Source organism: Methylobacterium sp. EM32 (assembly GCF_040593685.1).
GTDB lineage: Bacteria > Pseudomonadota > Alphaproteobacteria > Rhizobiales > Beijerinckiaceae > Methylobacterium.
Genome location: NZ_JBEXZS010000091.1, coordinates 100,159 through 123,222, shown reverse-complemented (window position 1 = coordinate 123,222; position 23,064 = coordinate 100,159). Strand labels below are relative to the sequence as shown.

21 protein-coding genes and 1 tRNA gene are annotated in these 23,064 nt (G+C 69.0%); 10 read left to right on the top strand and 12 right to left on the bottom strand.

Features of this window, described 5'->3' with window-relative positions:
* Positions 1-9: 9 nt before the first annotated feature.
* Positions 10-1,947, bottom strand: coding sequence for a transglycosylase domain-containing protein (locus tag ABZT49_RS13840; RefSeq protein WP_355286619.1), 1,938 nt, complete (start codon positions 1,945-1,947; stop codon positions 10-12).
* A 478-nt stretch (positions 1,948-2,425) separates the two neighbouring features.
* On the opposite strand from ABZT49_RS13840, the gene ABZT49_RS13835 reads away from it, so the two are divergent.
* Entirely contained in the window at positions 2,426-3,826 is a 1,401-nt protein-coding gene (locus ABZT49_RS13835) for a hypothetical protein (protein ID WP_355286618.1), read from the top strand.
* Positions 3,827-4,236: 410 nt separating this feature from the next.
* On the top strand, positions 4,237-5,871 hold the full coding sequence (locus ABZT49_RS13830) for an AarF/UbiB family protein (protein ID WP_355286617.1): 1,635 nt from the start codon (positions 4,237-4,239) through the stop codon (positions 5,869-5,871).
* Between the two features lie 75 nt (positions 5,872-5,946).
* Here ABZT49_RS13830 and ABZT49_RS13825 read toward each other — a convergent pair whose 3' ends face one another.
* The gene (locus ABZT49_RS13825) at positions 5,947-6,144 is read right to left on the bottom strand and encodes a hypothetical protein (RefSeq protein WP_109971496.1); all 198 of its coding nucleotides are present in this window, start codon (positions 6,142-6,144) and stop codon (positions 5,947-5,949) included.
* Between the two features lie 576 nt (positions 6,145-6,720).
* On the opposite strand from ABZT49_RS13825, the gene ABZT49_RS13820 reads away from it, so the two are divergent.
* Positions 6,721-7,260, top strand: coding sequence for a cupin domain-containing protein (locus ABZT49_RS13820; protein ID WP_355286616.1), 540 nt, complete (start codon positions 6,721-6,723; stop codon positions 7,258-7,260).
* Between the two features lie 361 nt (positions 7,261-7,621).
* Positions 7,622-7,966 carry a hypothetical protein gene (locus ABZT49_RS13815; protein WP_355286615.1) on the top strand — a complete coding sequence of 115 codons (345 nt, stop codon included), beginning with the start codon at positions 7,622-7,624 and terminating at the stop codon, positions 7,964-7,966.
* 233 nt (positions 7,967-8,199) lie between these two features.
* Here ABZT49_RS13815 and ABZT49_RS13810 read toward each other — a convergent pair whose 3' ends face one another.
* Positions 8,200-8,445 (bottom strand): hypothetical protein, encoded by a 246-nt coding sequence (locus tag ABZT49_RS13810; RefSeq protein ID WP_355286614.1) that lies wholly within the window; start codon positions 8,443-8,445, stop codon positions 8,200-8,202.
* Positions 8,446-8,911: 466 nt separating this feature from the next.
* On the opposite strand from ABZT49_RS13810, the gene ABZT49_RS13805 reads away from it, so the two are divergent.
* On the top strand, positions 8,912-9,409 hold the full coding sequence (locus tag ABZT49_RS13805) for a hypothetical protein (protein ID WP_355286613.1): 498 nt from the start codon (positions 8,912-8,914) through the stop codon (positions 9,407-9,409).
* Here ABZT49_RS13805 and ABZT49_RS13800 read toward each other — a convergent pair.
* The gene (locus ABZT49_RS13800) at positions 9,380-9,769 is read right to left on the bottom strand and encodes a hypothetical protein (protein WP_355286612.1); all 390 of its coding nucleotides are present in this window, start codon (positions 9,767-9,769) and stop codon (positions 9,380-9,382) included. The genes ABZT49_RS13805 and ABZT49_RS13800 overlap by 30 nt on opposite strands.
* Before the next feature lie 88 nt (positions 9,770-9,857).
* Here ABZT49_RS13800 and ABZT49_RS13795 point away from each other — a divergent pair, with 88 nt between their 5' ends.
* Complete coding sequence (locus ABZT49_RS13795; protein ID WP_355286611.1) at positions 9,858-10,148, top strand: hypothetical protein; 291 nt, start codon at positions 9,858-9,860, stop codon at positions 10,146-10,148.
* Between the two features lie 23 nt (positions 10,149-10,171).
* On the opposite strand, the gene ABZT49_RS13790 is transcribed toward ABZT49_RS13795, so the two are convergent.
* Positions 10,172-12,364: a heavy metal translocating P-type ATPase gene (locus tag ABZT49_RS13790; RefSeq protein ID WP_355286610.1), complete on the bottom strand. Its 2,193-nt coding sequence runs from the start codon at positions 12,362-12,364 to the stop codon at positions 10,172-10,174.
* Positions 12,365-12,436: 72 nt separating this feature from the next.
* On the opposite strand from ABZT49_RS13790, the gene ABZT49_RS13785 reads away from it, so the two are divergent.
* Positions 12,437-12,859 (top strand): helix-turn-helix domain-containing protein, encoded by a 423-nt coding sequence (locus ABZT49_RS13785; protein ID WP_355286609.1) that lies wholly within the window; start codon positions 12,437-12,439, stop codon positions 12,857-12,859.
* A gap of 68 nt (positions 12,860-12,927) precedes the next feature.
* A complete protein-coding gene (locus tag ABZT49_RS13780; RefSeq protein WP_355286608.1) occupies positions 12,928-13,113 on the top strand; it encodes a hypothetical protein in 186 nt (61 codons plus the stop codon).
* A gap of 49 nt (positions 13,114-13,162) precedes the next feature.
* Here ABZT49_RS13780 and ABZT49_RS13775 read toward each other — a convergent pair whose 3' ends face one another.
* Positions 13,163-14,620 (bottom strand): hypothetical protein, encoded by a 1,458-nt coding sequence (locus ABZT49_RS13775; RefSeq protein WP_355286607.1) that lies wholly within the window; start codon positions 14,618-14,620, stop codon positions 13,163-13,165.
* 136 nt (positions 14,621-14,756) lie between these two features.
* On the opposite strand from ABZT49_RS13775, the gene ABZT49_RS13770 reads away from it, so the two are divergent.
* A tRNA-Ser gene (locus ABZT49_RS13770) sits at positions 14,757-14,846 on the top strand.
* Between the two features lie 85 nt (positions 14,847-14,931).
* Complete coding sequence (locus ABZT49_RS13765) at positions 14,932-16,461, top strand: site-specific integrase (protein WP_355286606.1); 1,530 nt, start codon at positions 14,932-14,934, stop codon at positions 16,459-16,461.
* A gap of 452 nt (positions 16,462-16,913) precedes the next feature.
* On the opposite strand, the gene ABZT49_RS13760 is transcribed toward ABZT49_RS13765, so the two are convergent.
* The 6 genes from ABZT49_RS13760 to ABZT49_RS13735 form a co-directional block, all read right to left on the bottom strand.
* Complete coding sequence (locus ABZT49_RS13760; RefSeq protein ID WP_355286605.1) at positions 16,914-17,876, bottom strand: amidohydrolase family protein; 963 nt, start codon at positions 17,874-17,876, stop codon at positions 16,914-16,916.
* A 117-nt stretch (positions 17,877-17,993) separates the two neighbouring features.
* Positions 17,994-18,938, bottom strand: a complete 945-nt coding sequence (locus tag ABZT49_RS13755) for an amidohydrolase family protein (protein ID WP_355286604.1) — start codon at positions 18,936-18,938, stop codon at positions 17,994-17,996.
* 8 nt (positions 18,939-18,946) lie between these two features.
* A complete protein-coding gene (locus ABZT49_RS13750) occupies positions 18,947-19,864 on the bottom strand; it encodes an SMP-30/gluconolactonase/LRE family protein (protein ID WP_355286603.1) in 918 nt (305 codons plus the stop codon).
* Positions 19,865-19,887: 23 nt separating this feature from the next.
* Entirely contained in the window at positions 19,888-21,162 is a 1,275-nt protein-coding gene (locus ABZT49_RS13745) for an MFS transporter (RefSeq protein ID WP_355286640.1), read from the bottom strand.
* 80 nt (positions 21,163-21,242) lie between these two features.
* On the bottom strand, positions 21,243-21,917 hold the full coding sequence (locus tag ABZT49_RS13740; RefSeq protein WP_355286602.1) for an RraA family protein: 675 nt from the start codon (positions 21,915-21,917) through the stop codon (positions 21,243-21,245).
* A gap of 227 nt (positions 21,918-22,144) precedes the next feature.
* Positions 22,145-23,059, bottom strand: coding sequence for a DUF1932 domain-containing protein (locus ABZT49_RS13735; RefSeq protein ID WP_355286601.1), 915 nt, complete (start codon positions 23,057-23,059; stop codon positions 22,145-22,147).
* Positions 23,060-23,064: the final 5 nt, after the last annotated feature.

Genomic DNA, 23,064 nt, shown 5'->3' with positions numbered 1-23,064 from the left:
CGGAAGCCCTCACTGCCACACACCCGCCTTCCGCGCCTTCGCACCCGCCTCCGCCGCCTGCAAGTCCGGCGGGGCGCCCGGCGTTGCGCGCCCGCCGCCGTTGAACAGCACCACCTCGGACAGATCCTGCTCGCCGGCGCGGCAGCGGTAGAGATCGGCGCCGCCGGCCGGCTGGCACGTCACCTCACGCCGGCGCAGATACTGGCGGAACTCGCGGGCAAAGGCCCCGCTCTGCCCCTCGACGCCGGCGAGGCGCACATTCTGCCCGTCGAGGCGCAGGCGGCCGGTATCGATCACCCGCGGCACGCCGCGCAAGGTCGGGCTCGCGGCCGGGCGCTCGCCGGGATTCTGCCAGGCCGGGCGGGACGCCGGGCGGGTGGTGCTGCCGGTCTCGCGGGCGCTCTCGCGCGCCTCGGCGACCTGCGGTGCCGGGCGGGCCTTCGCGAGTTGAGCCGCGACATCCTGGAAGAACGCCTCCGGCCCGTCCCCGGCGCCGTTCTCCGCCGCCGTGCCGGAGACGGAGGTGCCGACCAGGAGGTCGCCGACCGGGCCGACGAACAGCCCGTCCCGGCTCGCCGGGTCGTCGGACCCTTCCGGCGGGCGGGTCAGGCCGGCGAGCAGCGTGAGCAGGGCCGCGCGCCTTTCCGCCGCCGGCATCGGCCCGGCAACGAGGCGGTCGTAGACCGGGCGGCCGTCGCGCGCGAGATGGCGCAGGCTGGCGCCCGCCGCGCGGCGGGCCTCCGGCGTGTCGGGGAGCGGTGCGCCGCCGGCGACCACCGCCTGCACCCCGCCGTCCGGTCCCAGCACCAGGAGGCCGGCCCGGGCGCCGGCGCGACCGGCAGCGTCGAGGCGGCGCTCGGCCGCCGCCTCGGCCATGGCCTGGAGGCCGCGGTCGAGGGTGGTGCGCACGATCGCCTCGCGCGGCGCCTCGGGGCCGAGGCGGTCCGCGACCTCGGTGAGGACGAGATCGGGGAAACCGCTGCGGGTCACCGGCGTGGCGCCGGTCGGGCTGAGCCCGTCGAGCGACCGGCCAGCCTCCGCCGCCTCGGCCGCGGAGAGCTTGCCGCGCATCACCATGCCGTCGATGACAGTGCGGCCGAGCGCCCGGACGGCGATCACGTCCCGGTCGGGCTGCAGGCGTGGGGCGAGGGTCAGGCCGGCGAGGTAGGCCGCCTCGGATGTGCCGAGGGAGGCCGCCTCCTTGCCGAACAGGCTTCTCGCCGCCGCGTCGATCCCGACGCGGCCGGGGCCGAACGGCGCGAGGTCGAGGGCGCGGGCGAGGATCCGCGCGTCGCTCTCCCGCGCGGAGAGCCACAGCACCAGCATTGCCTCGCGCACCCGGTCGGCGAGGCTGCGCGGCGCACCCGGCGCGATCCCGATGATGTCGCGGCGGACGAGCCGCTGGGTCAGGCGCGGCCCGCCGGAGCGGGGGCCGTCGCTGATCGTATCGCGGAAGGCGCGCCCGATCACCGCCGCGACGCCCGCCGCATCGAGGCGGTAGCCGTCCTCGAACCACGGATCCTGGGCGGCCAGGAAGGCCTGGCGCATGGCCGGCGATACGGATTCCAGTGGCAGCGCCCTCCCCCGCTCGACGCCGCGGCGGGCAATCGGAGTGCCATCCTCCGCCTGGACCGTGAGGGTGCGGGATGTGGGCTGCAATCCGCCCAGGGGCGGCAAGGTCGCGGCGCACCAAGCGAGGAACAGGGCCGCGACGCCGAGGGCTCCGAGTCCTGCGAGCAGCAGGCCCCGCCCCCAGGGCAAAGCCCCGACCCGCCGCGCGGCGCCGGCCGCGTGGGACGCGAGGGGATGGGCGCCGACGCGCTGCGCCGCCTCCTGCCAGGCGGGCGCGGCCCGGCGCAGGGGCGCGGCGGCGGCCGCGAGCACCGGCTGGAGATGGCCGGCGGCGGCACTCCCGGCCTGGGCGGCGCCGGCGCGGAGCTGCGCCAAGCCGGTGGCGACCCTGTCCGCGGAAAGGCCGTTTCGGACGGCAGAGACGCGGGAGGGGGTGGGAGCCTCCGGAGGCTCCGGCGGTGGAGGCGGCGGGCTGGACAGGTCGAGCCAATCCCGCCCGGTCTGCGTCGTCATCGGCTCCGCCACCATCCTGCGCGCTCATCCTCCGCCTCGACGCCGCCGGCCCCGAGACGCTGAGACGGGACGCGAAACGGCTACGGTGCCAGCAACGTTGGCGCTGCGGAAACAGTTCCGCTCCCGGACGCCCGCGCAGGCGCGCGGCTTTGGGGAACGGCGCAGTCCGCTCGCACTCGCCCGATGTGACGACAAGTCTTCGCCCACAAGCTCGGCCATTGAGTAACACGATACGTCAGACGACGCGCGAATAGCCCGGAACGATATTTTGAAATCTGCGTTTTGAAGCATCTTCGGAGCGCCGCCGCACCAATCCCGGCGCAGAGGGAGGCAACCGATCATGAACAGACTGACAGTTGGACTGGCGGCGCTGCTGCTCAGCACTTCGGCGTATGCCCAGACGGCCGGGAGCCAGGGTGCCGGCGGCGCACCGGGTCGCGGCGGCGAGATGAGCCAGTCGGGCCCGAAGGCCGGGCAAGGCGGCCAGATGGGCGCCGGCCAGCAGGCCCGCGGCGAGATGGGCAAGGGTGAGGCGGGCAAGGCCGATGCCGGCAAGTCCGAGATGGGCCAGGCCCGTGCCGAGCAGGGCCGCCGAGGCGCCGATCAGGCCGCCGGTCGCGACGGCATGAACAAGGCGGACGGCCGCGACGGCATGAACAAGGCGGACACCAACAAGGCCGACATGGCCGACCGCAAGGACGGCACCCGCGACCGCGCCGAGACCAGCCGCGCCGGCGAGCGCGGGGCCGACCGCGACTCCCGCCGGGCGATGGACGAGCGCCGCGACGGCGACCGCCGGGCGGAGCGCCGCGACGACCGCGCCGACCGGTTCGAGCGCCGCGAGGGGCGCGCCGGTTTCCGCAGCGAGGCGCGTGAGGATCGGATCACCACCGTCGGCGGCCGCCGCTATGTGACCATCGCGGGCCAGCGGGTGATTTACGGCTCGCCGGAGTATCGCCGCCTCGTCGTGGTCGAGCAGCGCGAGAATCGCGGCGTGCGGGCCGGCCGGGTCGAGTTCGTGACGATCCAGGGCCGCCGGGTGCGGGTCGGCTCGCCCGAGTACCGCCGCCTCGTCATCCGCGAGAAGAGCGGTCCGCGCCGCTACGTCGTGGTGCGGGGCCAGCGGGTGATCTACGGCTCGCCCGAGTACCGTCGCCTGATCGTCTCCGAGCGCACCGGCGGCGACCGCTACGTGGTGATCTCGGGCCGGCGCGTCCTCGTCGGTTCGCCCGAGTATCGCCGCCTGTCGGTCAGCGAGCGTACCAGCGTCACCGGCAGCGTCCGCGGCCGCGAGGACGTGCGTAGCGAGCGCCGCGAGGATCGCCTGAGCCGCAGCGAGGAGCGCCGCGACGGCCGGATGGACCGCGAGCGCAACCGCGACATGTCGCGGGGCGAGATGAGGGACGGCAAGGACCGGAACGACAAGGATCGCCGTGAGATGGGCGAGCGCAACGGCGCCCGGCCCGAGCAGGCGGCGGGCAACCAGCCCGGCCGCAACGGGCCTGAGCGCGGCATGAACGAGCGGCAAGGAAACGACCGTCAAGCCAACGACCGCCAGATGGGCGGCCGCGGCACCGGCCCGGAGACCACCGGCAGCACCCAGCGCGGCGGCCAGCCGGGTGGCAAGTCAATGGAAGGCAAGGCGATGGACGGCAAGTCGATGCAGGAGGGCGGGTCGCGCTCCATGCAGGACGGCGGCGCCAAGGCCGGCCAGCCCGGCGGCGCGGGCGGCCGGATGTAATCCGGCGCCATCATCGTCCGATCGTGAACGAGGCCGGTCCCGGGGGCACCCGGGGCCGGCCTTCGCGCGTGCGGCGAAGGCCGCGGCCGGCGGCGCGGCGCGCGGTTGCGGCAATGGAGCGCTCAAGGCCCGATGTGCTCAAGGCCCGATGTGATTGTGCTCACCCGGGTCATGCGCTACCGCCGGAGACCTTGCGCCGGTCGCCCCTTTCCCGCCCGGTTGACGCCGCATGGAGGCGGTCGACGCGCGCCGCATCGAGCGCCGGGCGTGTTCGGGAGGATCAGGATGCCGAGAGGCGCGCCCATCTCCACCATCGGCCCGGACGACGCCGTCGCCCGCGTCGCCCCGTCCGTCCGGCTCGCCCCGGCCGGCGCTCCCCTCCACGCCAGCCGAGCAGATTCGACGCGCAGATGCTGAAAACCGCCATCGTCGCGGCGCGGGACCGCCAGCGCCTCCAGGAAATCGCCGGCATCCTGATCGGCTTCGGGGTCAACAAGGTCGTCGACCGGCTCGGCCTGCGGGCGATCCCGCGCCTCGCCTGGCGCAGCGCGCCCGCCGTCGATCTCACCCGCCTGTCGCAGCCCGAGCGCCTGCGCCGGGCGATCGAGGCCTTGGGCCCGACCTTCATCAAGCTCGGCCAGGTGCTGGCGAGCCGCGCCGACCTCCTGGCGCCGCAATGGACCGAGGAGCTCGGCAAGCTGCACGACAAGGTCGCGCCGCTGCCCTGGGAGGTGATCCGGCCCCAGCTCGAGGCCGATCTCGGCGCCCCGCCCGCCGAGATTTTTTCCGAGTTCGACACCAACCCGATCGCTTCGGCCTCGATCGCCCAGGTCTACCGGGCCCGGCTCGAGACCGGCGAGGAGGTGATCGTCAAGGTCCGGCGCCCAGGGCTCCAGAAGATCATCGAGGCGGACCTGCGGCTCCTGTCGCACGCCTCGCGCATCGTCGAGACCGAGTGGCCCGAGATGGCCCGCTACCGGCCGACCGAGCAGATGCGCCACATCGCCAACGGCCTGCGCGAGGAGCTCGACCTCGCCAATGAGGGCCGCAACTGCGAGATGCTGGCGGCCCTGTTTCCCGACCGCGACGACGTCGTGTTCCCGAAGGTCTACTGGGAATACACCTCCGAGCGGGTGCTGGTGCAGGAGTTCATCCACGGCATCCCGCCGACGGACACCAGGCGCCTGGAGGAGGCCGGGCTCGACCGCAAGGTGCTGGCCCAGCGCGGGGTCGACGCCTTCCTGCAGATGGCGATGATCGAGGGCCTGTTCCACGCCGACCCGCATCCGGGCAACCTCCTGGCGATGCCCGGCAACCGGATCGCCTTCATCGATTTCGGCATCGTCGGGCGGCTGTCGCAGCGCCGCCGCTCGCAGCTCCTGATGCTGATCGGTGCGATGCTGCAGGAGGATGCCGACGGGCTGATGGCGGTGCTGCTCGACTGGACCGGCGCCAGCAACCCGGATCTGACCCGGCTGGAAGCCGCCTCACAGGCCTTCGTCACCCGCCACAACGGCGCGACGCTCAATCTCGGCCTCGTTCTCACCGATTTCATGACCATGGCGCGCGAGAACGACCTCGCGATGCCGACCGACCTCGCGATCCTGTTCAAGGGCCTGGTCACCGCCGACGGCGTGATGCGCCAGCTCGACCCGGCCTTCGACCTGTTCGCGGCCGCCGGCCCGACCGTGAGCCGCCACATGCGGTCGCAGTTCTCGGTCAAGGACGTGAAGGGCAAGTTCCAGGGCCTGGCGACCGGCCTCTACGGCGCGGCCTCCGAGCTGCCGACGCTGATCCACCTCATGCTGGTGCGGCTCAAGCAGGGCCGGGTCACGGTGGAGATCGAGCTCAAGGGCATGGACAAGCTGACCCGCGGCATCGAGCGCGCCGCGGCCCGGGTCGCGGTCGGCCTCGTGGTGGCGGCCTTCGCCACCCAGCTCGCCCCGCGGCTGATGGAGCACGGCACCCCAGCCTTCGCCACCATCGGCATCCTGGTGCTGACGATCGGGATCGGCTGGATCCTGCTGCTCGCCCGCAACCGCTGAGGACCGGCCGGGCGACGCTTGCGTCGGGGCCGCCCCGGTGGGACGGCCCCTGCCCTCTCTGGATCTTCGCCAGGCTCAGGCGTCGAGGCGCCGGCCGCGCCGGCGGGCGTGCAGGTCCTGCGCCGCCCGGGTGGCATGGCGCGGGCTGCGGAACACCCGTCCCTCCAGGGTGTGGAAGTCCGGATGGGCGGAGAAGAAGCGGAAACCATCGGTCTCGGGAACGACGATGCCGGCGGAGGTCTCGCCGACCTCGACGATGCGGGCGGGCTGCATGGGCGTACATCTCCGGCCGCGGTCGCCGCTGAAGGGCGCACCGCGGAATGCCTGTCGCGAAAGAAGCTTTGCAAGAGTCGGGCCGGCCTCGGGCGGCCCGGGCGGACGGCGCGCGCCTAGCGGCGGCGTCCGCCGCGGCGACACAGGACGGGATGAGCCGGAACGGCGCGGCCGGCGAAGGGCATGCGGCTGAGCAGCATCGCGTGGATCTCCGGGTTGGCCCACCGGCGCCGCGTTCGCGCGCCGGGGTGCTTTAGCGTTTGGTCTCGCGGCGCAATCGCCTCAAATCACCGCGGCGGGGGCTCGTGAACGGCCCCGAAGGCCTGGACAAGATCGGCCCGGCGGGCGCCAATGTCAACGAGAATGTTCTTTTTATGGAACAACTCGAAAGACAAGGAGCTTTTGCCTGTCGGCTTATTGGCGAAAAAATCTTTGCGCCCCGGCTCGCTTCGGCGCCATCGCCTCGCGCACGACCGGCATCCGTTCTATAAAACAAACGCCTCGCGCGGCGGATGCTCTGGCGCGCCGCCGCCGCGTGGCGCAGGATGCGCCCCCTGGACCCTCCGGAGAGCCTTGATGTCGGACGAGCCTCACGACCACGCCCATCCCCACGCGCATGATCACGCCCACGATCACCCTCATGACCACGCTCACGACACGCCGCGCTGGAAGCACGACGGTGTCCGGGTGATCACCGGCGACAAGCTCGACCCGAATACGGCGCAGACCCCCGGGATGTTCCGCCAGGCGGCGATCAACCACGCCCGGGTCGGGGCGCAGAAGATCTGGGCCGGCACCGTGGCGATCGAGCCCGACGCCAAGACCGGCGTGCACCATCACGGGGCGCTCGAGAGCGTGATCTACGTGGTGCGCGGCCGCGCCCGGATGCGCTGGGGCGAGCAACTCGAATTCGTCGCCGAGGCGGGCCCGGGCGACTTCATCTACGTGCCGCCCTACGTGCCCCACCAGGAGATCAACGCCTCGCCGGACGAGGCGCTGGAATGCGTGCTGGTGCGCTCCGACAACGAGGCGGTGGTGGTCAACATCACCGACATCGAGCCCGTGGAGCGGCCGGAGGCGGTCTACTGGGTCGACCCGATCCACAAGCACCCGTGATCCCGCACCCGTGATTCCTGCTGTCCGGGCTGGGCATTCATGACCCGGCTCCACGGCCCCCATCCTCCGCGGGGACGGGTTAACGCGAGAAAGTAATCACGGTTCCATGCCGCTGGTTTCGAGCAGCCCATAGTCTCCCGCGGGAGGATGTCGCAGGTTTCCCCCTCGCCCCGCATCGGCTGCATTGCGGGGCGAGGGGATCGGCGGCATGGCGGCGGGATCCGGCAGGCCGCACGACAGTGGCCCCGGTGCATCAGGTCTCGTGACGACTTGGATGCTGGGGATTTTCCGGCTTCGCTTAACCTCCTGTTAAGCACGCTGAGCGACCCTTGGGGCAATTCCCGATCATCCCGAGGATCCCATGCCCGCGCAGCAGGCCCGCCTGCCCTTTTCCGACGACTGCCCGGTCTCGCTCGACGTACTCGGCACGCTCTATCGCGGCGATGCCGAGGCGGTGGAGACGCTCCTGTCCGACATCCCGTCGGCGACCCGGGCCCGCCTCGCGACGTACCTGTACGGCAAGAGCCACCTCCACGCCCTCGGCCTGCGCGTCGCCTCGGCCTGCACCGAGACCGATCTCGTGCGGGTGGCCGGGACGGCGGGAGCGGTACTGTTCGCCCAGTCCCGCTCCGCGCCCCGCGCACCCGAAACCCGCTATCCCGGCCATCGCCGCATCAGCCTCGCGGGCAGCCGCTCCGTCGCCTGAGCGAAATCTCGGGCCTGAGCGAAATCTCGGTTTCTCGCCGATCCCCGCTTGTGGTCCGGCGAGAACCCATGCTAATGCCCCGCCTGCGCTGGCGACGGCGCCCGCGGAGAGGTGGCAGAGCGGTTGAATGCACCGCACTCGAAACGCGGTGCTACCCAATGATCTCAAGGTGTTACGGGGATCGTTAGGGACAGTAGGGGCAACCTCTAGGGACAGTCCCGATCCTCCGATGCTCACCTCCCGATCTTGCTGCGGATGCTCGCGATTCGGGTTGCCGTCGAAGTCTGGATCGCTCTGATCCGCTCCTGCCGATCGCGGTCCCGATCCGCTCGCTTGCGCGCCTGATCGGGCGACAGCGGCTTCACCGTTCCCGTTCCGGTCGCGGTGGTCTCGGCCTCGGCCAACCGATCGGTCGCCGCCCGCTGGATCAGCGCCTTCAGGGTGGCGAGATCGGTCTCGATGGCCGCGATCTCCTCCATAAGCCGTCGTCGAGTGGAAGGCGGAGAGGATGGTTTGCGTTGGGCCGCGTATGGCGTGGTCATCGTGTGAGATGGTCTCATCGAATGCTCCGATAGTTGAGGTTGAGTTGTCGAGTTGATCTGGCTTCTGGGTGTCCAGTAGTTCTTGGAGTTCATCGAGTAGAACTTCCTCGTTCTTGATCTCGTCCTCCAAGATCAACTGCGGCCCGTCCTTGAGGCCGGATTCCCCTCTGTGATTGGGGTCCGACAGGGGACACCGGGACGCCCTTGACTTGACGCTGGCGACGACCATGTTGTCGAGGCCGACACGGTCGTGCAGACAGGTCATCCACCCTCGCCATGCGGGCTCGTGCGGCATGTAGAACTTCGTCCGCTTGCCCTCCCAGGCCATCGCGTATCGATTGGACAGCTTGGTGCTGTACGAGGCCAGCCGTTCGAGTTGTTCGGCCACTGACCCGTCCCAGATGTGCGCGAGATGTACGCGTCGCGGCCCCGGCCATCGACGCCGAGCATCAGCCGCGAATTCGTCGGGCTTGTCGTGTCCCTTGAAGTCCACGACGGCGTGCAGGTGAACGACGATCACACGATCTCGATGTGGGTCCAAGGTGCCCGGTTCGACACCGCCGAGGTGGTGGATCAGGTCGTGCTTGGCCGCGCCGCCGAGAAGCTTCGGATGCACGAGATCGACCTCGACGACACCGGACCAACGCGTGCCGCGCTTGATGCGGCCGGACTGCATGGCGCACGACCGCCATTCATCCCGGAATTCGTCGATCATGCGCGCGATCTCGACAGACGGGTCGTCGGACAGCCGAACGATCTTGACGCCCAGGATCAGCGTGACCCAGCGCAGCCGATCGCGCGGGGCGCGTGCCATCGTCAGGTAGGACGCTCGCACGTCCTCCCGCCACATCTCGGTGTTCACGATCGTCGCTCAGATCGCCGCGATCGCGCGGAGCCATGAGTTGTACGACTGCCGCGCCTCCTCCGTGTCGGGCAGCACCTTGACGACGCGGGTGTGCGTCTTGAGGGGGGTGAGAAGGTCCCCCCGGTGCCAGACCGAACGAACGGTCACTTGAAACGCGTCGCACGAGAAGTTGTATGTCCACGTCTCAGCCGCCTTCGGGACCCCGGTGCGGTTGCTGCGCTTCTTGGCGACGACTGTGACACCGGCAAGCTCCCAGGAAGTCGATTCGCCCGGGGCTAAATAATTACGGATCACGTATTGGGAGCCGATGCAGTTGGCGATGTAGTATTCGTCCCACCAGCCCGATCCAACATCGGACCTTACCGCGCGCGTCATGCGCGTGATACTATGATTCATGAGCAATCTCTCTAAGCAATACTATCGGAGTCGCTCTTATACCACAGGGGCGATCTCCCTTCACTATTTAGTCAATGGGGTGTAGATCGTGAACGCGTTGAGCTTGGTTGCAACCTACCATCGAATGAAGGCCATCGGCCTCGTCGGCAACAAGCGCGAGTATGCGCTCGCGTGGCTGGGCAGGGGCAAGACCTACGTCCACGACTTGATCGGCGACGACCGGCTACATGCGACGGTGCCGACCAGCGTCGTCGCCCAACTTCGAGACCGCCTCACGGCTGTCGCGGCTCTCGCGCCGGATGGGGCCGCGCGCGAGGTCATGTCTGTGGTCGAGGCGATCGACGACGCGGTGAAGGTATCGGCCTTCATGCGCCGCTGACCCTGGCCCGGCTGACGCCGCGCCTACACCTTCGCCGAGAGCAACCGCAAGGCGTTGGCCGTCACCAGCACCGTCGCTCCGGTATCCGCCAGGATGGCGGGCCAGAGGCCGGTGACGCCGACCAGCGTCGTGAACAAGAACACCACCTTGAGACCAAGGGCGATGGCGACGTTCTCGCGGATGTTCCCCATCACTCTGCGCGAGAGAGCGACCATGCGTGCCACATCAAGAACGCGGCCATGCAGCACCGCCGCGTCCGCCGTCTCCAAGGCCACGTCCGTCCCCCCGCCCATCGCGATGCCGACATCGGCTGCCGCAAGACCCGGCGCATCGTTGATGCCGTCGCCCACCTTCACGACGACCTCGCCTCTGGCCTGAAGCTCGCGGACGACCCGCTGCTTGTCCTCGGGCAGGAGTTCGGCGCGAGCTTCGATGCCGAGTGTCGTCGCGACGGCCTGCGCCGCCCTCTCGTTGTCGCCGGTCAGCATGACCGACGTGATCCCCATCTGGCGCAGCGCCGCGATTCCAGCCGCAGCATCCGGCCGCGGCTCGTCACGCATCGCGATGAGCCCAGCGACCTTGTCGCCCGCTACCAGAACCGCGACCGAAGCACCGGCCGCGTTCAGGGTCTCGACGGCCTGGACTTGTTCACCGGTCAGAGGTGCCCGCCCAGACGCCGCCTGCGGCGACCCAAGGAACAAAGGCACGCCGCCGACGATGCCGGTCACGCCCTTCCCCGCCACGGCGGTGATCTTCCCAGCCGGTGGCACCGGCACGTTCGTCTCCTTCGCCTTCGCCAGGATCGCTCGTGCCAGAGGGTGGGCCGAGCCCTCCTCCAAGGCCGCCGAGAGCGAGAGCACGTCCCGCTCTCCGCGTCCGAACGACAGCACGTCCGTCACCTTCGGCTTGCCCACCGAGAGCGTACCGGTCTTGTCGAAGGCGGCGACGGTTACCCGGCCCACCTGCTCCAAGACTGCACCGCCCTTCAGGAGGAGCCCACGCCGAGCACCCGCTGACAGCCCCGCCGCAACAGCCGCTGGCGTCGAGATCACCAGGGCGCACGGGCAGCCGATCAGGAGGGTCGCGAGACCCTTGTAGACCCACTCGCTCCACGATGCACTAAAGACGAGCGGCGGCACCACCGCGACGAGAAGCGCGACGATCATGACCGCGGGCGTGTAGAAGCGCGCGAATCGCTCGATGACGCGCTCGGTGGGGGCCTTCGCCTCCTGCGCCTCCTCGACGAGGCGAACGACACGGGCGATCGTGTTGTCCTCCGCGGCGGCCGTGACCTTCACCCGCAACGCACCGTCGAGGTTCACCGTACCGGCGAACACGGCGTCGCCCGGCACCTTCGTCTTCGGGGTGCTCTCGCCGGTCACGGGGGCTTCATCCACACCTCCTTCGCCCGAGAGCACGTCTCCGTCCGCCGGGATGCGGTCGCCGGGTCGCACCAAGATCGTGCTCCCGACGCGAAGGACATCAGCCGCGACTTCCTTCGTGCCGCCGCCCGATTGCTCCTCCAACGCCGTCCTGGGCACCAACCTTGCCAAGTCTCGGATGCTGGCACGTGCGCGACCAGCCGCAACGCCTTCGAGAAGCTCGCCGACGAGGAAGAGGAGCACGACGGTCGCGGCTTCCGAGGTCGCACCGATCGCCACCGCGCCGAGCGCCGCGATGGACATCAGGGTCTCGATCGTGAACGGCGAGCCTGCGAGCGCCGCTGCGACAGCGCGGCGCGCGATCGGAACGAGACCGACCGCCAGCGCGGGGATCATGACCCACTGACCAACGCCGGGTGCGGCCTCCGCGACGACGTAGGCCACGGCGAGCGCCGCGGCACACGAGGCCGCGAGCAGAACCTTCGGCGCGCGCCACCATGAGCTACTCGCGCGCGCGTCGTCGCGATCGGGCGCGCGTCCATCTTCGCCCGCCGTCACGTCGTCCCGCTGAATGCCGTAGCCCAACGCCTTCACCTGCCGCTCGATCAGCGTCAGGGGCAGCGTTGCCGAATGCTCGACGGTGAGGGTGCTCGTGGCGATGGCCGCGTTCACGTCCTTCACCCCGTCGATTCGTCGGACGGCGGTGTCGATCTTCGCGGCGCAGCTACCGCAGTCCATCCCGGCGACGTGGAACCGGGTCCGTACCGCTGACGCGAACCGTGGGTCTCCCGGCTCCGCCGGGGCGGGTCCCGCTGCAACGCCTGCCTCGGACATGGAGAACTCCTTCAACTCATGACGCGGCGAGCCTACATGCTCTAGCCACTAGAGGATCAACCGGGTTCCGCCATGAAGGCGCTGTCGATCGGAGCCGTGTCGCGCGAGACGGGCGTGAAGGTTCCCACCATCCGCTTCTACGAGGAGATCGGCCTGCTACCGGCACCTCCTCGGACCGAGAGCAACCGTCGCACCTACGGCCCAGCCGACGTGCGGCGGCTTCGCTTCATCCGCCATGCCCGCGACCTCGGCTTCGAGGTAGACGCCGTGCGTCAGCTACTGGCCCTGGCGGCGCACCCTGAGACGCCGTGCGCCAGCGCCGACGAACTCGCCCGTGCCCACCTGCGCGAGATCGACGAGAAGATTGACCGGCTCGTCGCGCTACGAGAAGAGGTGCAGGCGATGATCGACGGCTGCGAGCAGGAGACGGTGCGCACCTGCCGCGTCATCGAGGTGCTGGCCGATCACGGAGGTTGCCTCCCAGGCGCGCGTTGACGCGTGCGGGAGGCGACCCCGTTGGTGAAGGAGGTCACGGGCTCGTCCGTGACGATGGGGACACGATCATGAAGACGCTTCTGCTCGCCACCGTGCTCGTCGCCGCCTCCCTGTCTCCGGTGCTCGCCGCGGGTTGCTGCGGCGGCAAGGGGATGTCGATGTGCGCGAAGTCGAGCGCGACGACGATGCGGCACGGGAAGACCAAGGGCTGCTGCTGCGACCACATGTCCATGAACATCAGCAAGCGCCGCTGACGCAGGGCGGCCTCACATCCCCCACACGGTGAGCGCGCTCTCGGTCCCGTCAGAATCGGATGCCGTCGATCACCTTCTTCATGGCGAACATGGTGAAGCCGTGCCCGTAGGAGCCATGGCTGTCTGACCGGCCGCGAGCGTGACCCATGATCGCCCTCGACATCTCCTCTTCGCACTTGATCTGCCGGAACCGATCGCGCGCCCGGTGCCGCCCGCTGTAGAGGCTCTTGCCCTTCTTGACCGTCCGCCCCGTCGCGTCCCTCTCGTCTTCCGTGTTGACGCCGATCGCGAACAGCTTCGAGTTGACGGCGACGAGAAGCTGATCCAGCGGCGTCGAGAACAGCGGACCGACGATCCGCGGGGGAAGGAGCGGCTTGCCCTCCGAGTTAACGGCGTCGAGAACGGCTTGCGGGATGGGCAGCCGTCGCTGGCCGTAGTCGGCTCCGCCCCGCTTGTTGTCCTTGTCGCTCTCGATCATCACCGAGCGCGTCACGTGATGCGCGACCACCGCGCCCGTGTGTGCGTCGATCTCGTCCTCCTCGGTCATCTCGTCGCTGCGGATGCTGTCGAGGCCGACTGGCCGAACGGACGAGGCGATGTGCCACGTGACGAGGAGCCACTCCTCGTCGCGGAAGGCGGACCGATTCGCCTTGATGGTGCGAAGATCGGCCTCGCTGTAGGGCGGACGGCGGAGGCCGTTGGTGGCGATGTCGTGCCCCTCGAAGAGGTTGACCTTGTACAGCGGGGCGTCCGACTTCCTGATGTTGTGGTTCACGGCCGCGCGGAGGTACGCGATCATCTTCTTGATGCGCTCGCCGCCGTTCGGCCCGCGGGCCTCGAACTCCGCCGCGATCAGCTTGGTCACGTCGGACCGGACGCTGGTCGCGATGGTGCGGCCACCGTTGACTTCCTTGAAGCGCACGAGGCCGCGTTCCGCCAGAGCGCGGTCGTCCTTGCTCAACCCGGCGGCCTCGACGTAGGCCGTCAACATCTCGGCATCCACGTCCCTCCGGACGACCTTGTGCAACTCTTCCCTCGCCTTCTTCGCTTCGAGGAAGGCGGGCTCGTTCCTGACGGCGTTCTCGTCGAACCGGATGACGGTTCGTCGGCGGTTCCGTTCGTGCGTTACCCGGCCGTCCGGATGCATGTGGATGATCGTGTCTTCCGTCGCGACCGACACCGTTCCATCTGCGAGAACCTTCTTCGTGTTCGGCTCCATCTGCCAGACGGACGTGAACTCGCCCCACGACTTCTCGTCGTCGGTGCGCGCCGCGTGAAACAGGAGAAGCTCCTTGTGGCGCAGGATGTACCGCTGGGCGAGCGCCTCGGCTTCGCGACGATCGCTCGTCCCGAGGGACCGCTCCTCCTCCTTCGGCCAGTCCTCGCGGTCGTAGTACAGGCAGGCGCTCTCCCGCAGGGCGGGCGGGTACTGGAATCGCAGCGACCAACGGTTGCCACGAAGCTTCAGGTAGTCGCGTTCGCCTCGGGCACGTTTCGGGGTGGACATCGGAGCCTTGTATCGCTAGAAGCACGCCATCGAGCGGCCCCGGTAGGGACACCGGCTAGGGACGCCCGTTAGGGACACCTTTAGGGACAAAGCGGCGGCGACGCCAGCTTCTTGTTCTGATTGGGAGTTCCGCCGCGGAGAGGTGGCAGAGCGGTTGAATGCACCGCACTCGAAATGCGGCATGGGCGCAAGTCCATCGGGGGTTCGAATCCCTCCCTCTCCGCCAGGCTTGCTAAAAGCTCAATCATTTCGGTAAGTTGCTGTCCCGCAACGGTTTCGTACGGCCCGCTTGGTACAAACGGGTGGTACAAATGCCCCTGCCGATGGCCCGTCCCTGGAAGCACCACAACGGCGTCTACTACGCTCGCAAGGGCGTGCCAGCTCACCTGCGCCCGCTGGTCGGCAAGTGGACCGTGATGGTCAGCCTCGGGACGAAGGACCCCGACGAAGCCCGCCGGCTGCACCCCGAGGCGATCCACGAAATTGATGAATGGCTGGCCGCGCTTGAGGCCGGCCCGAAGGCGCTGAGCGAGCGAGAGGCCCACGAACTCGCCTCCCCTGTCCGCGACGACTGGATAGCCCTCCACCGCGACAATCCGAGCCGCAACCCATGGCGGACCGATCTCTTCGAGCGCCTGTGGCGGAATAGGAGGGCCGGCCTGTGGGGTCGGCCGGACCTGATTCATCAGGTGCTCCACGGCGAGTACGCCGACCGCGGGGAGGACGGGATGGAGGTGCTCTGCTTCGAGCAGGCCGATCATCTCATCGAAAAGAAGGGCTTGGTCGTCGACAAGGACGGTCGCCGCACCCTCGCCAAGGCGGTCGGGGCGTCACTCCAGCGCGCCAGCCTGACCCTGGAGCGATTCGCGCTTGGCGATGTGGGTGACGAAGCACCGCCTGTGCGACCCCGCTCTGCAGCCTCTGTGCCCGCCACCAAGGCTTCGCCCTCGAAGGTCGAGTTCGATGAGCTCGTGGAAGGCTGGGCCGCCGAGCGCAAACCGGCCGAGAAGACGCTTTACGATTGGAAGCGCGTGATGGTGCAGCTCGCCGAATTTCTTGGGCATCGCGACGCAGCCCGGGTCACGAGTGAGGATCTGATCGCCTGGAAGAACAGCCTCGTCGGGTCCGGGCTTGCCGCTAAAACCATCCGCGAGAGTCGTTTGGCGCCCGTTCGGGCGATTCTGCGATGGGGCGTCGACAACCGCCGGCTCACCGACAATGCGGCCGAGCGGATCACGATCAGCGTCAAGCAGAAACCGGGTCAGGGTAAGCGTGGCTTCAAGGACGCTGAGGCCGCCCAGATCCTGCAGGCGGCGGCCACAGAGAGCGATCCCGTGAAGCGGTGGGTGCCACTCGTCTGCGCCTACTCGGGTGCGCGGCTGTCGGAGGTATGCCAGCTTCGCGTCCAGGATATCAGCGAGGTCGACGGAATCCCCGTCATGCACTTCGATGCCGAGGCCGGGTCGCTGAAGAATGTCGGCTCGGAGCGGACGGTGCCACTGCACTCCGCGCTCATCGCGGCCGGCTTCCTCGATTTTGTACGCCGCCAGAAGGCTGGGCCGTTGTTCCCAGATTTGCCGCCGGACAAGTTCGGCAAGCGCGGCGGCAACGGCACCAAGATCCTCGGTCGATGGGTACGCGGGCTCGGCCTGACCGATCCACGCCTCGCCCCGAATCACTCATGGCGGCACCGCTTTAAAACCCTTGCGCGGAATCATGGGCTTGCTGGCGATGTGACTGATGCGAGCACTGGACACGCGCATCGCTCTGTTGGGGATGGATATGGCGAGTATGACGTTCGTGCGATGAAGAGGGAAATCGAGAAAATTCCTACGCTATAGCTACGAGTCGTGATCCGAGTTATATCAAAAAATTATTATGTATTGATGGACAGCGTCTGTGATGTTAATATTATCTTATGTCATTTGAGCTCGTCTTCGTCACGGCTCAGCGCACATTTGAACAGGTGGCGTACCAAAACATACCCTTTACGGACTTACGAGCTGCTGCGGCTGGCTGATAGAAGGAGGTAGAAGGTAGCCGTGCGATGGTTGCAAAACACACGTCGGCATCCCGACAGTTCCAGACCTTCGACGATCGCGGCCGGAATGGGTGCTTGCCCCTCGGGAGCGGATCTTCAAAATTAGTCGGCTGCGCGCCTTACGCTCGGACGTTACCGAGCCCTGAATGAATTTCCATAGCCGAAGCTCACAGTTGACTTCGGTATCGGCCCGACACCGATCACCTCGGGGCACGCGATTCAGGAGCCCAAGTTCCGACAAAGGCTCGCCATTTAGGGCTTGCCGAAGCCGTAGAGCACTGACGGGTTGTCGACGAGGATGCGCCGCCGGGCGGCCTCGCTCGGCGCCCACTCGGCGAGGAGATCGAACAGGCCGGCATCGTCCGGCATGTGCTTCTCGCCGCGATGCGGCCAGTCGCTGCCCCAGACCATCCGCTCCGGCGCCGCCTTCGCGAAGAGCCTGGCAACCCCGGTGGCATCCGCGTAGTCCGGCGGCCCGCTCGTGGTGTTGAGATAGGCGGCCGACAGCTTCATCCAGGTCCGCCCGCCGTCGAGAAGCTTGCGGACGACCGGGACGGCGCGGTGGTTCAGCCCCTGCCCGGGCAGCAGGCGGGCGAGGTGGTCGATGACGAGCGGGGTCGGCAACCGCGCCAGCACCTCGGCATGGTCGGCGATCTGGTCGCCGGTCATGTAGACCTGGACGTGCCAGCCGAGAGGCTGGACCTTCCGGGCCATCGCCTCCAGCCGCTCCGCCGTGGTGACGCCCCAGGATTGCGGGGTCACGAAGTTGACCCGGATGCCGACCGCGCCCCGTGCGGCCATGTCCTTGAGCTCGGCCTGGGTGACGTCGAGATCGACGACCACGACGGCGCGGGCGGAGGCGCCGAGCTGCGCCACGCCGTCGAGGGTGGCGCGGTTGTCGATGCCGTAGGTCGACGGGGTGACGACGACCGTGCGGCTGGTCCCGATCCGCTGCTGGAACAGGCGGTAGGCCGCGACGTCGCTGTCGGCGACCGGCTGGCCCTTCCAGTGCGGCGAGGCGGGAAAGCGCGTCGAGAAGATGTGGATGTGAGAGTCGCAGGCGTGGGCCGGCACCGCGGACTTCGGCGGCTCGGTGCCGGCCGAGAACGGCACGGCGATCTGGGCGAGGGCATCGCCGATGGGCAAGGTGGCGGCGGCCAGAGCGCCGGCGGTCTTTAGCATGTCGCGTCGCGACGGATTGAACACAGCCGTCATGGTGACCTCCCTCCTGTTCTTCTCTGCCGTTTGGAGATTGAGCGCAGCACCCCTCTCCCGTGCGGGAGAGGGAATCCTGCGACTTGTCTTTATTGCGCCGCTTCGTCCGAGAACCCGTCAGAATCCGTAGAGCCGGGCCGGGTTCGAGACGAGGATCTTGGCCTGCACGGCAGGATCGGGCGCCCACTCCGCCAGGAGGCCGAGGAGGCCGGCATCGTCCGGCTTGCCCTCGGCCGGCGCGGTCGGGTGCGGCCAGTCGGTGCCCCAGACCAGCCGCTCGGGCGCGAGCGCGACGAAGGCGCGCGCCAGCCGGCCGCGATCGGCGTAAAGCGGCGGGCCGGACTTCGACATGATGTAGGCGCCGGTGAGCTTCACCCAGGCGCCCCGGTTCGCGATCAGGTCGGCGATCACCCGGAAGGCCGAATGGTCGGGGCCGGCAGGCTCGGGCAGATGGCCCATGTGGTCGAACACCACCGGGACCGGCAGCCGATCGAGCGCGTCGCGCAGCTCGACGATCTTCTCGCCCTCGGAAACGAGCTGGATGTGCCAACCGAGATCGGCGATCTTGCGGGCAACGGGCTCCAGATCAGTGATCGGCGCGCCACCCGGCAGCCGCGTCCCGAAGCGCACGCCGCGGATGCCGGCCTCGTCGAGGCGGCGCAGCTCGTCGGCGGTGACACTCGCATCGAGCATCGCGACGCCGCGGGCGCTCGGCCCGAAGGCCTTCACCGATTCCACCAGCAATCGGTTGTCGGTGCCGTAGGTCGAGGGCTGCACCACGACGTTGCGGGTGAGGCCGAGCCGGCGCTGGAGCGCGCGGTAATCCTCGATGCTCGCATCCGGCGGCCGCAGGGTCGCGGCCGGCGCCGGGGGGAAGCGGGCATCGTAGATGTGGTGGTGGCAATCGGTGGCGTTCGCCGGGACCGTGATCCGGGGCTTCTCGGTGCCGCTGGACCAGCGCACGGCCTGGGCCGCAGCCGGCGTGCCGCCGAGGGCGAACCCGGCCGCAACGGATCCGGTCGCCAGTAGCGCGAGGTGGTCGCGCCGCGTCATCGTGCTCATCGACACTCTCAGGCGTGGGAGAAGAGGGGCTGGCCGGGAGCCGGCATCGGCGCGGTCAGGATGCTGCCTGTGGCCGATTCGGTGATGAACAGGGTCTTTCGGTCCGGGCCGCCATACGCGACGTTGGTGGTCGAGAAGCCGGCGGGCGACTTCACCCGCAGCAGCGGCTCGGCCACCGGCGACAGGCGCCAGATCGAGCCGAAGCCGGTATGGGCGACGATCAGGCAGCCCTCCTCGTCGAGCGCGATGCCGTCCGGCCCGCCCATCCCGCCATGGAGCTGCGCGAACACCCCGACCTTCGAGACCAGCCCGCTGGTGGAGAGCGGGATGCGCCAGATCTGCTGCGCCCGGGTCACGGCGACGAACAGGCTCTTCATGGCGGTGTCGATCACGATGCCGTTGGGGCTCGGCACGGTGTCGATCAGGCAGGTCAGCTCGCCGGAGGGGCGCAGGCGGTAGACACGGCCCGTCGGGTCCTGGAGGCCGGTCTGGCCCTGGTCGGTGAAGTAGAGGTCGCCGTTGGCCGCGAAGGTGAGGTCGTTGACGCCCCGGAATCCTTCCGAGCCGGCGGTCTCGAGGAACGGCGTCACCGATCCCGTATCGGGATCGAGCAGCATGAGGCCGTTTTTGTAGCAGGTGATGAAGATCCGCCCGTCCTGGTGGATCTTCAGCCCGTTCGGCCAGCCGTCATACTCGGCGACGAGGTCCCAGGTCCCGTCCGGGGCGATCCGGAAGATGCGCCCGTGCGGGATGTCGGTGACGTAGAGCCGGCCCTGGCGGTCGAAGACCGGTCCTTCGAGGAAGGAATCGATCGCCTCGCCGCCCCGGTTGGCGGTGGCCCAGGCGGTGGGCTTTCGTACGCGGTAGCGGTCCGGCAGGCGGGTGAAGATCTCGGCGGTGACGGAAGGCGGGGGAGAGAAGTACATCGGGGGCCTCGCGAGCGTCGGGATCAGGCCGGGACCGCCTGCGCCCGCACGGTGCGGGCGTGCGAGCGGCTGATCATCACGACGCTGACCGCGGCGGCCAGGTCGAGGAGCGCCACCGGCAGGAGCCCGAGGGCGAAGCTGCCGGTCGCGGTCTTCACCAGGCCGACGACGTTCACCATCAGGCCGCCGCCGATTAGGTTGGCGATGGCGTTGATGCCGGCGAGCCCCGCCGCCAGCGTCCCGGCCGAGAGCCAGCCGGAGGAGAGCGCCCAGAACGGCCCCTTGAAGGCGTAGGCGCCCACCAGCGCGCAGGACACCGCGACGATCGTCAGGGGCAGGCCGCCCGCGAGGTTGAGGAAGGCGAGGCCGCAGCCGGCGAGCAGCAGCGGGATCGCGGTGTGCCAGGTGCGCTCGGCCTGGCGGTCCGAGTGGCGGCCCCACAGGATCATCAGCACCGTGGCGATGCCGTAGGGCACCGAGTTGACGAAGCCGGTCTGGAGGTTGGTGAGCCCGAACGCCTTGATGATCTGCGGCTGCCAGACCGAGAGCGTGCTGCCGGTGGCCGAGGCCCCGGCGCAGACCAGCGCCATGGTGAGGAAGTACTTGTTGCGCGCCAGCGCCCAGAGCGAGAGGTGGCCGACCGGGGTCTTGCCCGCCGCCTCCTCGGCGAGGCGGCCGACCAGCCAGGCCCGCTGCTCGGGCGCGAGCCAGGTCGCGTCCTTCGGCTTGTCGGTCAGCACGAACAGGCAGGCGATGCCGAGCAGCACCGTCGGCAGGCCCTCCAGCACGAACAGCCACTGCCAGCCGCGCAGGCCGAGGAGACCGTCGAGTTCGAGCAGCGAGACCGAGAGCGGCGAGCCGAGGAAGGTCGCGAGCGGGATCGAGACCGTGAAGGTGGCGAGCACCCGGGCCCGGTACCGGCTCGGCAGCCAGTAGGTGAGGTAGAGGATCGCGCCGGGGAAGAACCCGGCCTCCGCCGCCCCCAGGATGAACCGCATCGCGTAGAGCGAGTGCGGCCCGGTCACCAGGGCCATCGCCATGGTGACGCAGCCCCAGGTGATCATGATCCGGGCGATCCAGCGCCGCGCCCCGACCTTCTGCAAGGCCAGGTTGCTCGGCACCTCGACCAGGAAGTACGAGACGAAGAACAGGCTCGCGGCGAAGCCGAACATCGCCGGGGTGAGCCCGAGATCGTGGTTCATCTGCAGGGCGGCGAAGCCCACGTTCACCCGGTCGAGCAGGGCGAAGAAGTAGCAGACCATCAGGAACGGCACGAGGCGCAGGATTACCCGGCGCATGGTCGTTGCCTCAAGGGTCTGCGGCTCGTCTGTTGCGGCGCTCACGTCCCGTCCTCCCGATTCTTGGTTTCGTGCGTCGTTCAGATGCCTTCGCAGCCGGCCTTCTCGAGCTCGCGCTCGACCCAGGACCGGTCGACGGTGCCGGCCTTGATCGCCGCCATGGTCTTGGCCTCGCCCTGCTGCTTCTTGTCGGCCGCAGCGAAGACCGTTTCCGTGAGGTCGTACGGCACGCAGACGAAGCCATCGTCGTCACCGACGATCAGGTCGCCGGGCTCGATTACCATCCCGTCGATGGCGATCGTGCAGTTCACCTCGCCGGGACCGCTCTTGTACGGGCCGCGATGGGTCACCCCGGCGGCGTAGACCGGGAAAGAATTCGCCTTGATCCAACCGGAGTCGCGGACGGCGCCGTTGATGATCATGCCCGCACAGCCGACCTGCTGGGCATGCGAGAGCATGAGCTCGCCGACGATCGCGTTGGTCAGGTCGCTGCCGGCGTCGACGACGATGACGTCGCCCGGCTTCACGCGGTTGAGGGCGGCATGGACCATGAGGTTGTCGCCCGGGCGCGCCTTGACGGTCATGGCGACACCGCAGAGCACGCCGCCGGCATGCATCGGCCGCAGCCGCGGCCCGCCATGGGTCATGCGCCCCATCGAGTCGCTGATGTTGGCGACCGCGATGGCCTTGAACCTCTCGACCGTAGCGGCGTCGACGGTGCGGGTGCGGGAATGGATCTTGAAGCCGATGGACATGGGACTATTCCGGTGTTCTTCGGGTTATCGATGCTTTGCTCATCCAACTCACCACCTCATCCTGAGGTGCGACCGGAGGGAGCCTCGAAGGAGGGCTCCAGAAATCTCAGCGGTCTCTGGAACCCTCCTTCGAGTTCAGTCGATCTTTGATCGACTGACACCTCAGGATGAGGTGAGGGATTTGGACGAACTGTACTGATGCGTCAGATGCTTGAGCGAACGGTTGCTCACGCTTGACGGGCAGGCTTCAACCCCGCCTTCTCCGCCATCGCCTCCAGCGCCTCCTGGTAGGTGGCCGGCACGACGCCCTTGAAATGGTCCTTCAGCTCCAGGCTCGCCTTCCAGCGCAGGCGCTGGGCGATGGCCCGGGCCATGATCGGCTCGACGCCGGAATCGGCGACCGCCTCGGCCGACATCTCCAGCTCCTCGGCCCGGCGCTTGGCGTGGATGACGCCCGACGGGGTCAGGCTCTTCACCGTGTCCATCCAGGGACGGTCCAGGGTCTTGGAAGCCGAGGCGAGCACGACCTCGTCGATGCCGTACTGGCGCGCGGCGAGCAGCATCTCGTCGTGCAAGGCCTCGATGCCCTTGATGAGCACCGAGCGCAGGATCTTGATGCCGGACGCCGTGCCGAGCGCCGGGCCCATGAAGGCGATCTGCATCCCCCAGGGCACCAGCAGGTCGCGCACCCGCTCGCCGGCCGGGCCGCTCGACAGCATCCGCATCGAGTAGCCGTGCAGCGGCGTGCCCTCGATCGCGCCGTCGCCGAGGAGCGCCCCGGTGGCCGCGAGGCGCGCGGCGACGCCCTGCTTCACCTTCGGGGTCGCCGAGGCGAAGTCGAGGAAGGTGTGGCGGCCCGTCAGCACCGGCGCGAAGGCCTCGGCGCTCTCGAGCGAGGCGACGCCCGGCGTCACGCTGACGATCAGGTCGGCGGCCTCGGCGAGTTCGGCGTTCGAGCGCACGAGCGTGACCCCGGCCTCCCGCGCCCGGCCCTGGATCAGGTCGGCATAGGGCCCGTCGAAGGCGTACTTGTCGTAGCAGGTGATGCGCTCGAGGCCGGCGCCGCGCAGGCCGGCGCCGAGGGTGCTGCCGATCTCGCCGTAGCCGACGAGGCCAAACCGGAATTGCGTGCGCTCTGCCATGATGG

Excerpts from the sequence above, each read along its gene's own strand:
- ABZT49_RS13835 (WP_355286618.1), top strand. The coding sequence starts at position 2,426 with ATGAACAGACTGACAGTTGGACTGGCGGCGCTGCTGCTCAGCACTTCG.
- ABZT49_RS13830 (WP_355286617.1), top strand. The coding sequence starts at position 4,237 with ATGCTGAAAACCGCCATCGTCGCGGCGCGGGACCGCCAGCGCCTCCAG.
- ABZT49_RS13825 (WP_109971496.1), bottom strand. The coding sequence starts at position 6,144 with ATGCAGCCCGCCCGCATCGTCGAGGTCGGCGAGACCTCCGCCGGCATC.
- ABZT49_RS13820 (WP_355286616.1), top strand. The coding sequence starts at position 6,721 with ATGTCGGACGAGCCTCACGACCACGCCCATCCCCACGCGCATGATCAC.
- ABZT49_RS13815 (WP_355286615.1), top strand. The coding sequence starts at position 7,622 with ATGCCCGCGCAGCAGGCCCGCCTGCCCTTTTCCGACGACTGCCCGGTC.
- ABZT49_RS13810 (WP_355286614.1), bottom strand. The coding sequence starts at position 8,445 with ATGGAGGAGATCGCGGCCATCGAGACCGATCTCGCCACCCTGAAGGCG.
- ABZT49_RS13800 (WP_355286612.1), bottom strand. The coding sequence starts at position 9,769 with ATGAATCATAGTATCACGCGCATGACGCGCGCGGTAAGGTCCGATGTT.
- ABZT49_RS13790 (WP_355286610.1), bottom strand. The coding sequence starts at position 12,364 with ATGTCCGAGGCAGGCGTTGCAGCGGGACCCGCCCCGGCGGAGCCGGGA.
- ABZT49_RS13785 (WP_355286609.1), top strand. The coding sequence starts at position 12,437 with ATGAAGGCGCTGTCGATCGGAGCCGTGTCGCGCGAGACGGGCGTGAAG.
- ABZT49_RS13780 (WP_355286608.1), top strand. The coding sequence starts at position 12,928 with ATGAAGACGCTTCTGCTCGCCACCGTGCTCGTCGCCGCCTCCCTGTCT.
- ABZT49_RS13775 (WP_355286607.1), bottom strand. The coding sequence starts at position 14,620 with ATGTCCACCCCGAAACGTGCCCGAGGCGAACGCGACTACCTGAAGCTT.
- ABZT49_RS13765 (WP_355286606.1), top strand. The coding sequence starts at position 14,932 with ATGCCCCTGCCGATGGCCCGTCCCTGGAAGCACCACAACGGCGTCTAC.
- ABZT49_RS13760 (WP_355286605.1), bottom strand. The coding sequence starts at position 17,876 with ATGACGGCTGTGTTCAATCCGTCGCGACGCGACATGCTAAAGACCGCC.
- ABZT49_RS13755 (WP_355286604.1), bottom strand. The coding sequence starts at position 18,938 with ATGAGCACGATGACGCGGCGCGACCACCTCGCGCTACTGGCGACCGGA.
- ABZT49_RS13750 (WP_355286603.1), bottom strand. The coding sequence starts at position 19,864 with ATGTACTTCTCTCCCCCGCCTTCCGTCACCGCCGAGATCTTCACCCGC.
- ABZT49_RS13745 (WP_355286640.1), bottom strand. The coding sequence starts at position 21,162 with ATGCGCCGGGTAATCCTGCGCCTCGTGCCGTTCCTGATGGTCTGCTAC.
- ABZT49_RS13740 (WP_355286602.1), bottom strand. The coding sequence starts at position 21,917 with ATGTCCATCGGCTTCAAGATCCATTCCCGCACCCGCACCGTCGACGCC.
- ABZT49_RS13735 (WP_355286601.1), bottom strand. The coding sequence starts at position 23,059 with ATGGCAGAGCGCACGCAATTCCGGTTTGGCCTCGTCGGCTACGGCGAG.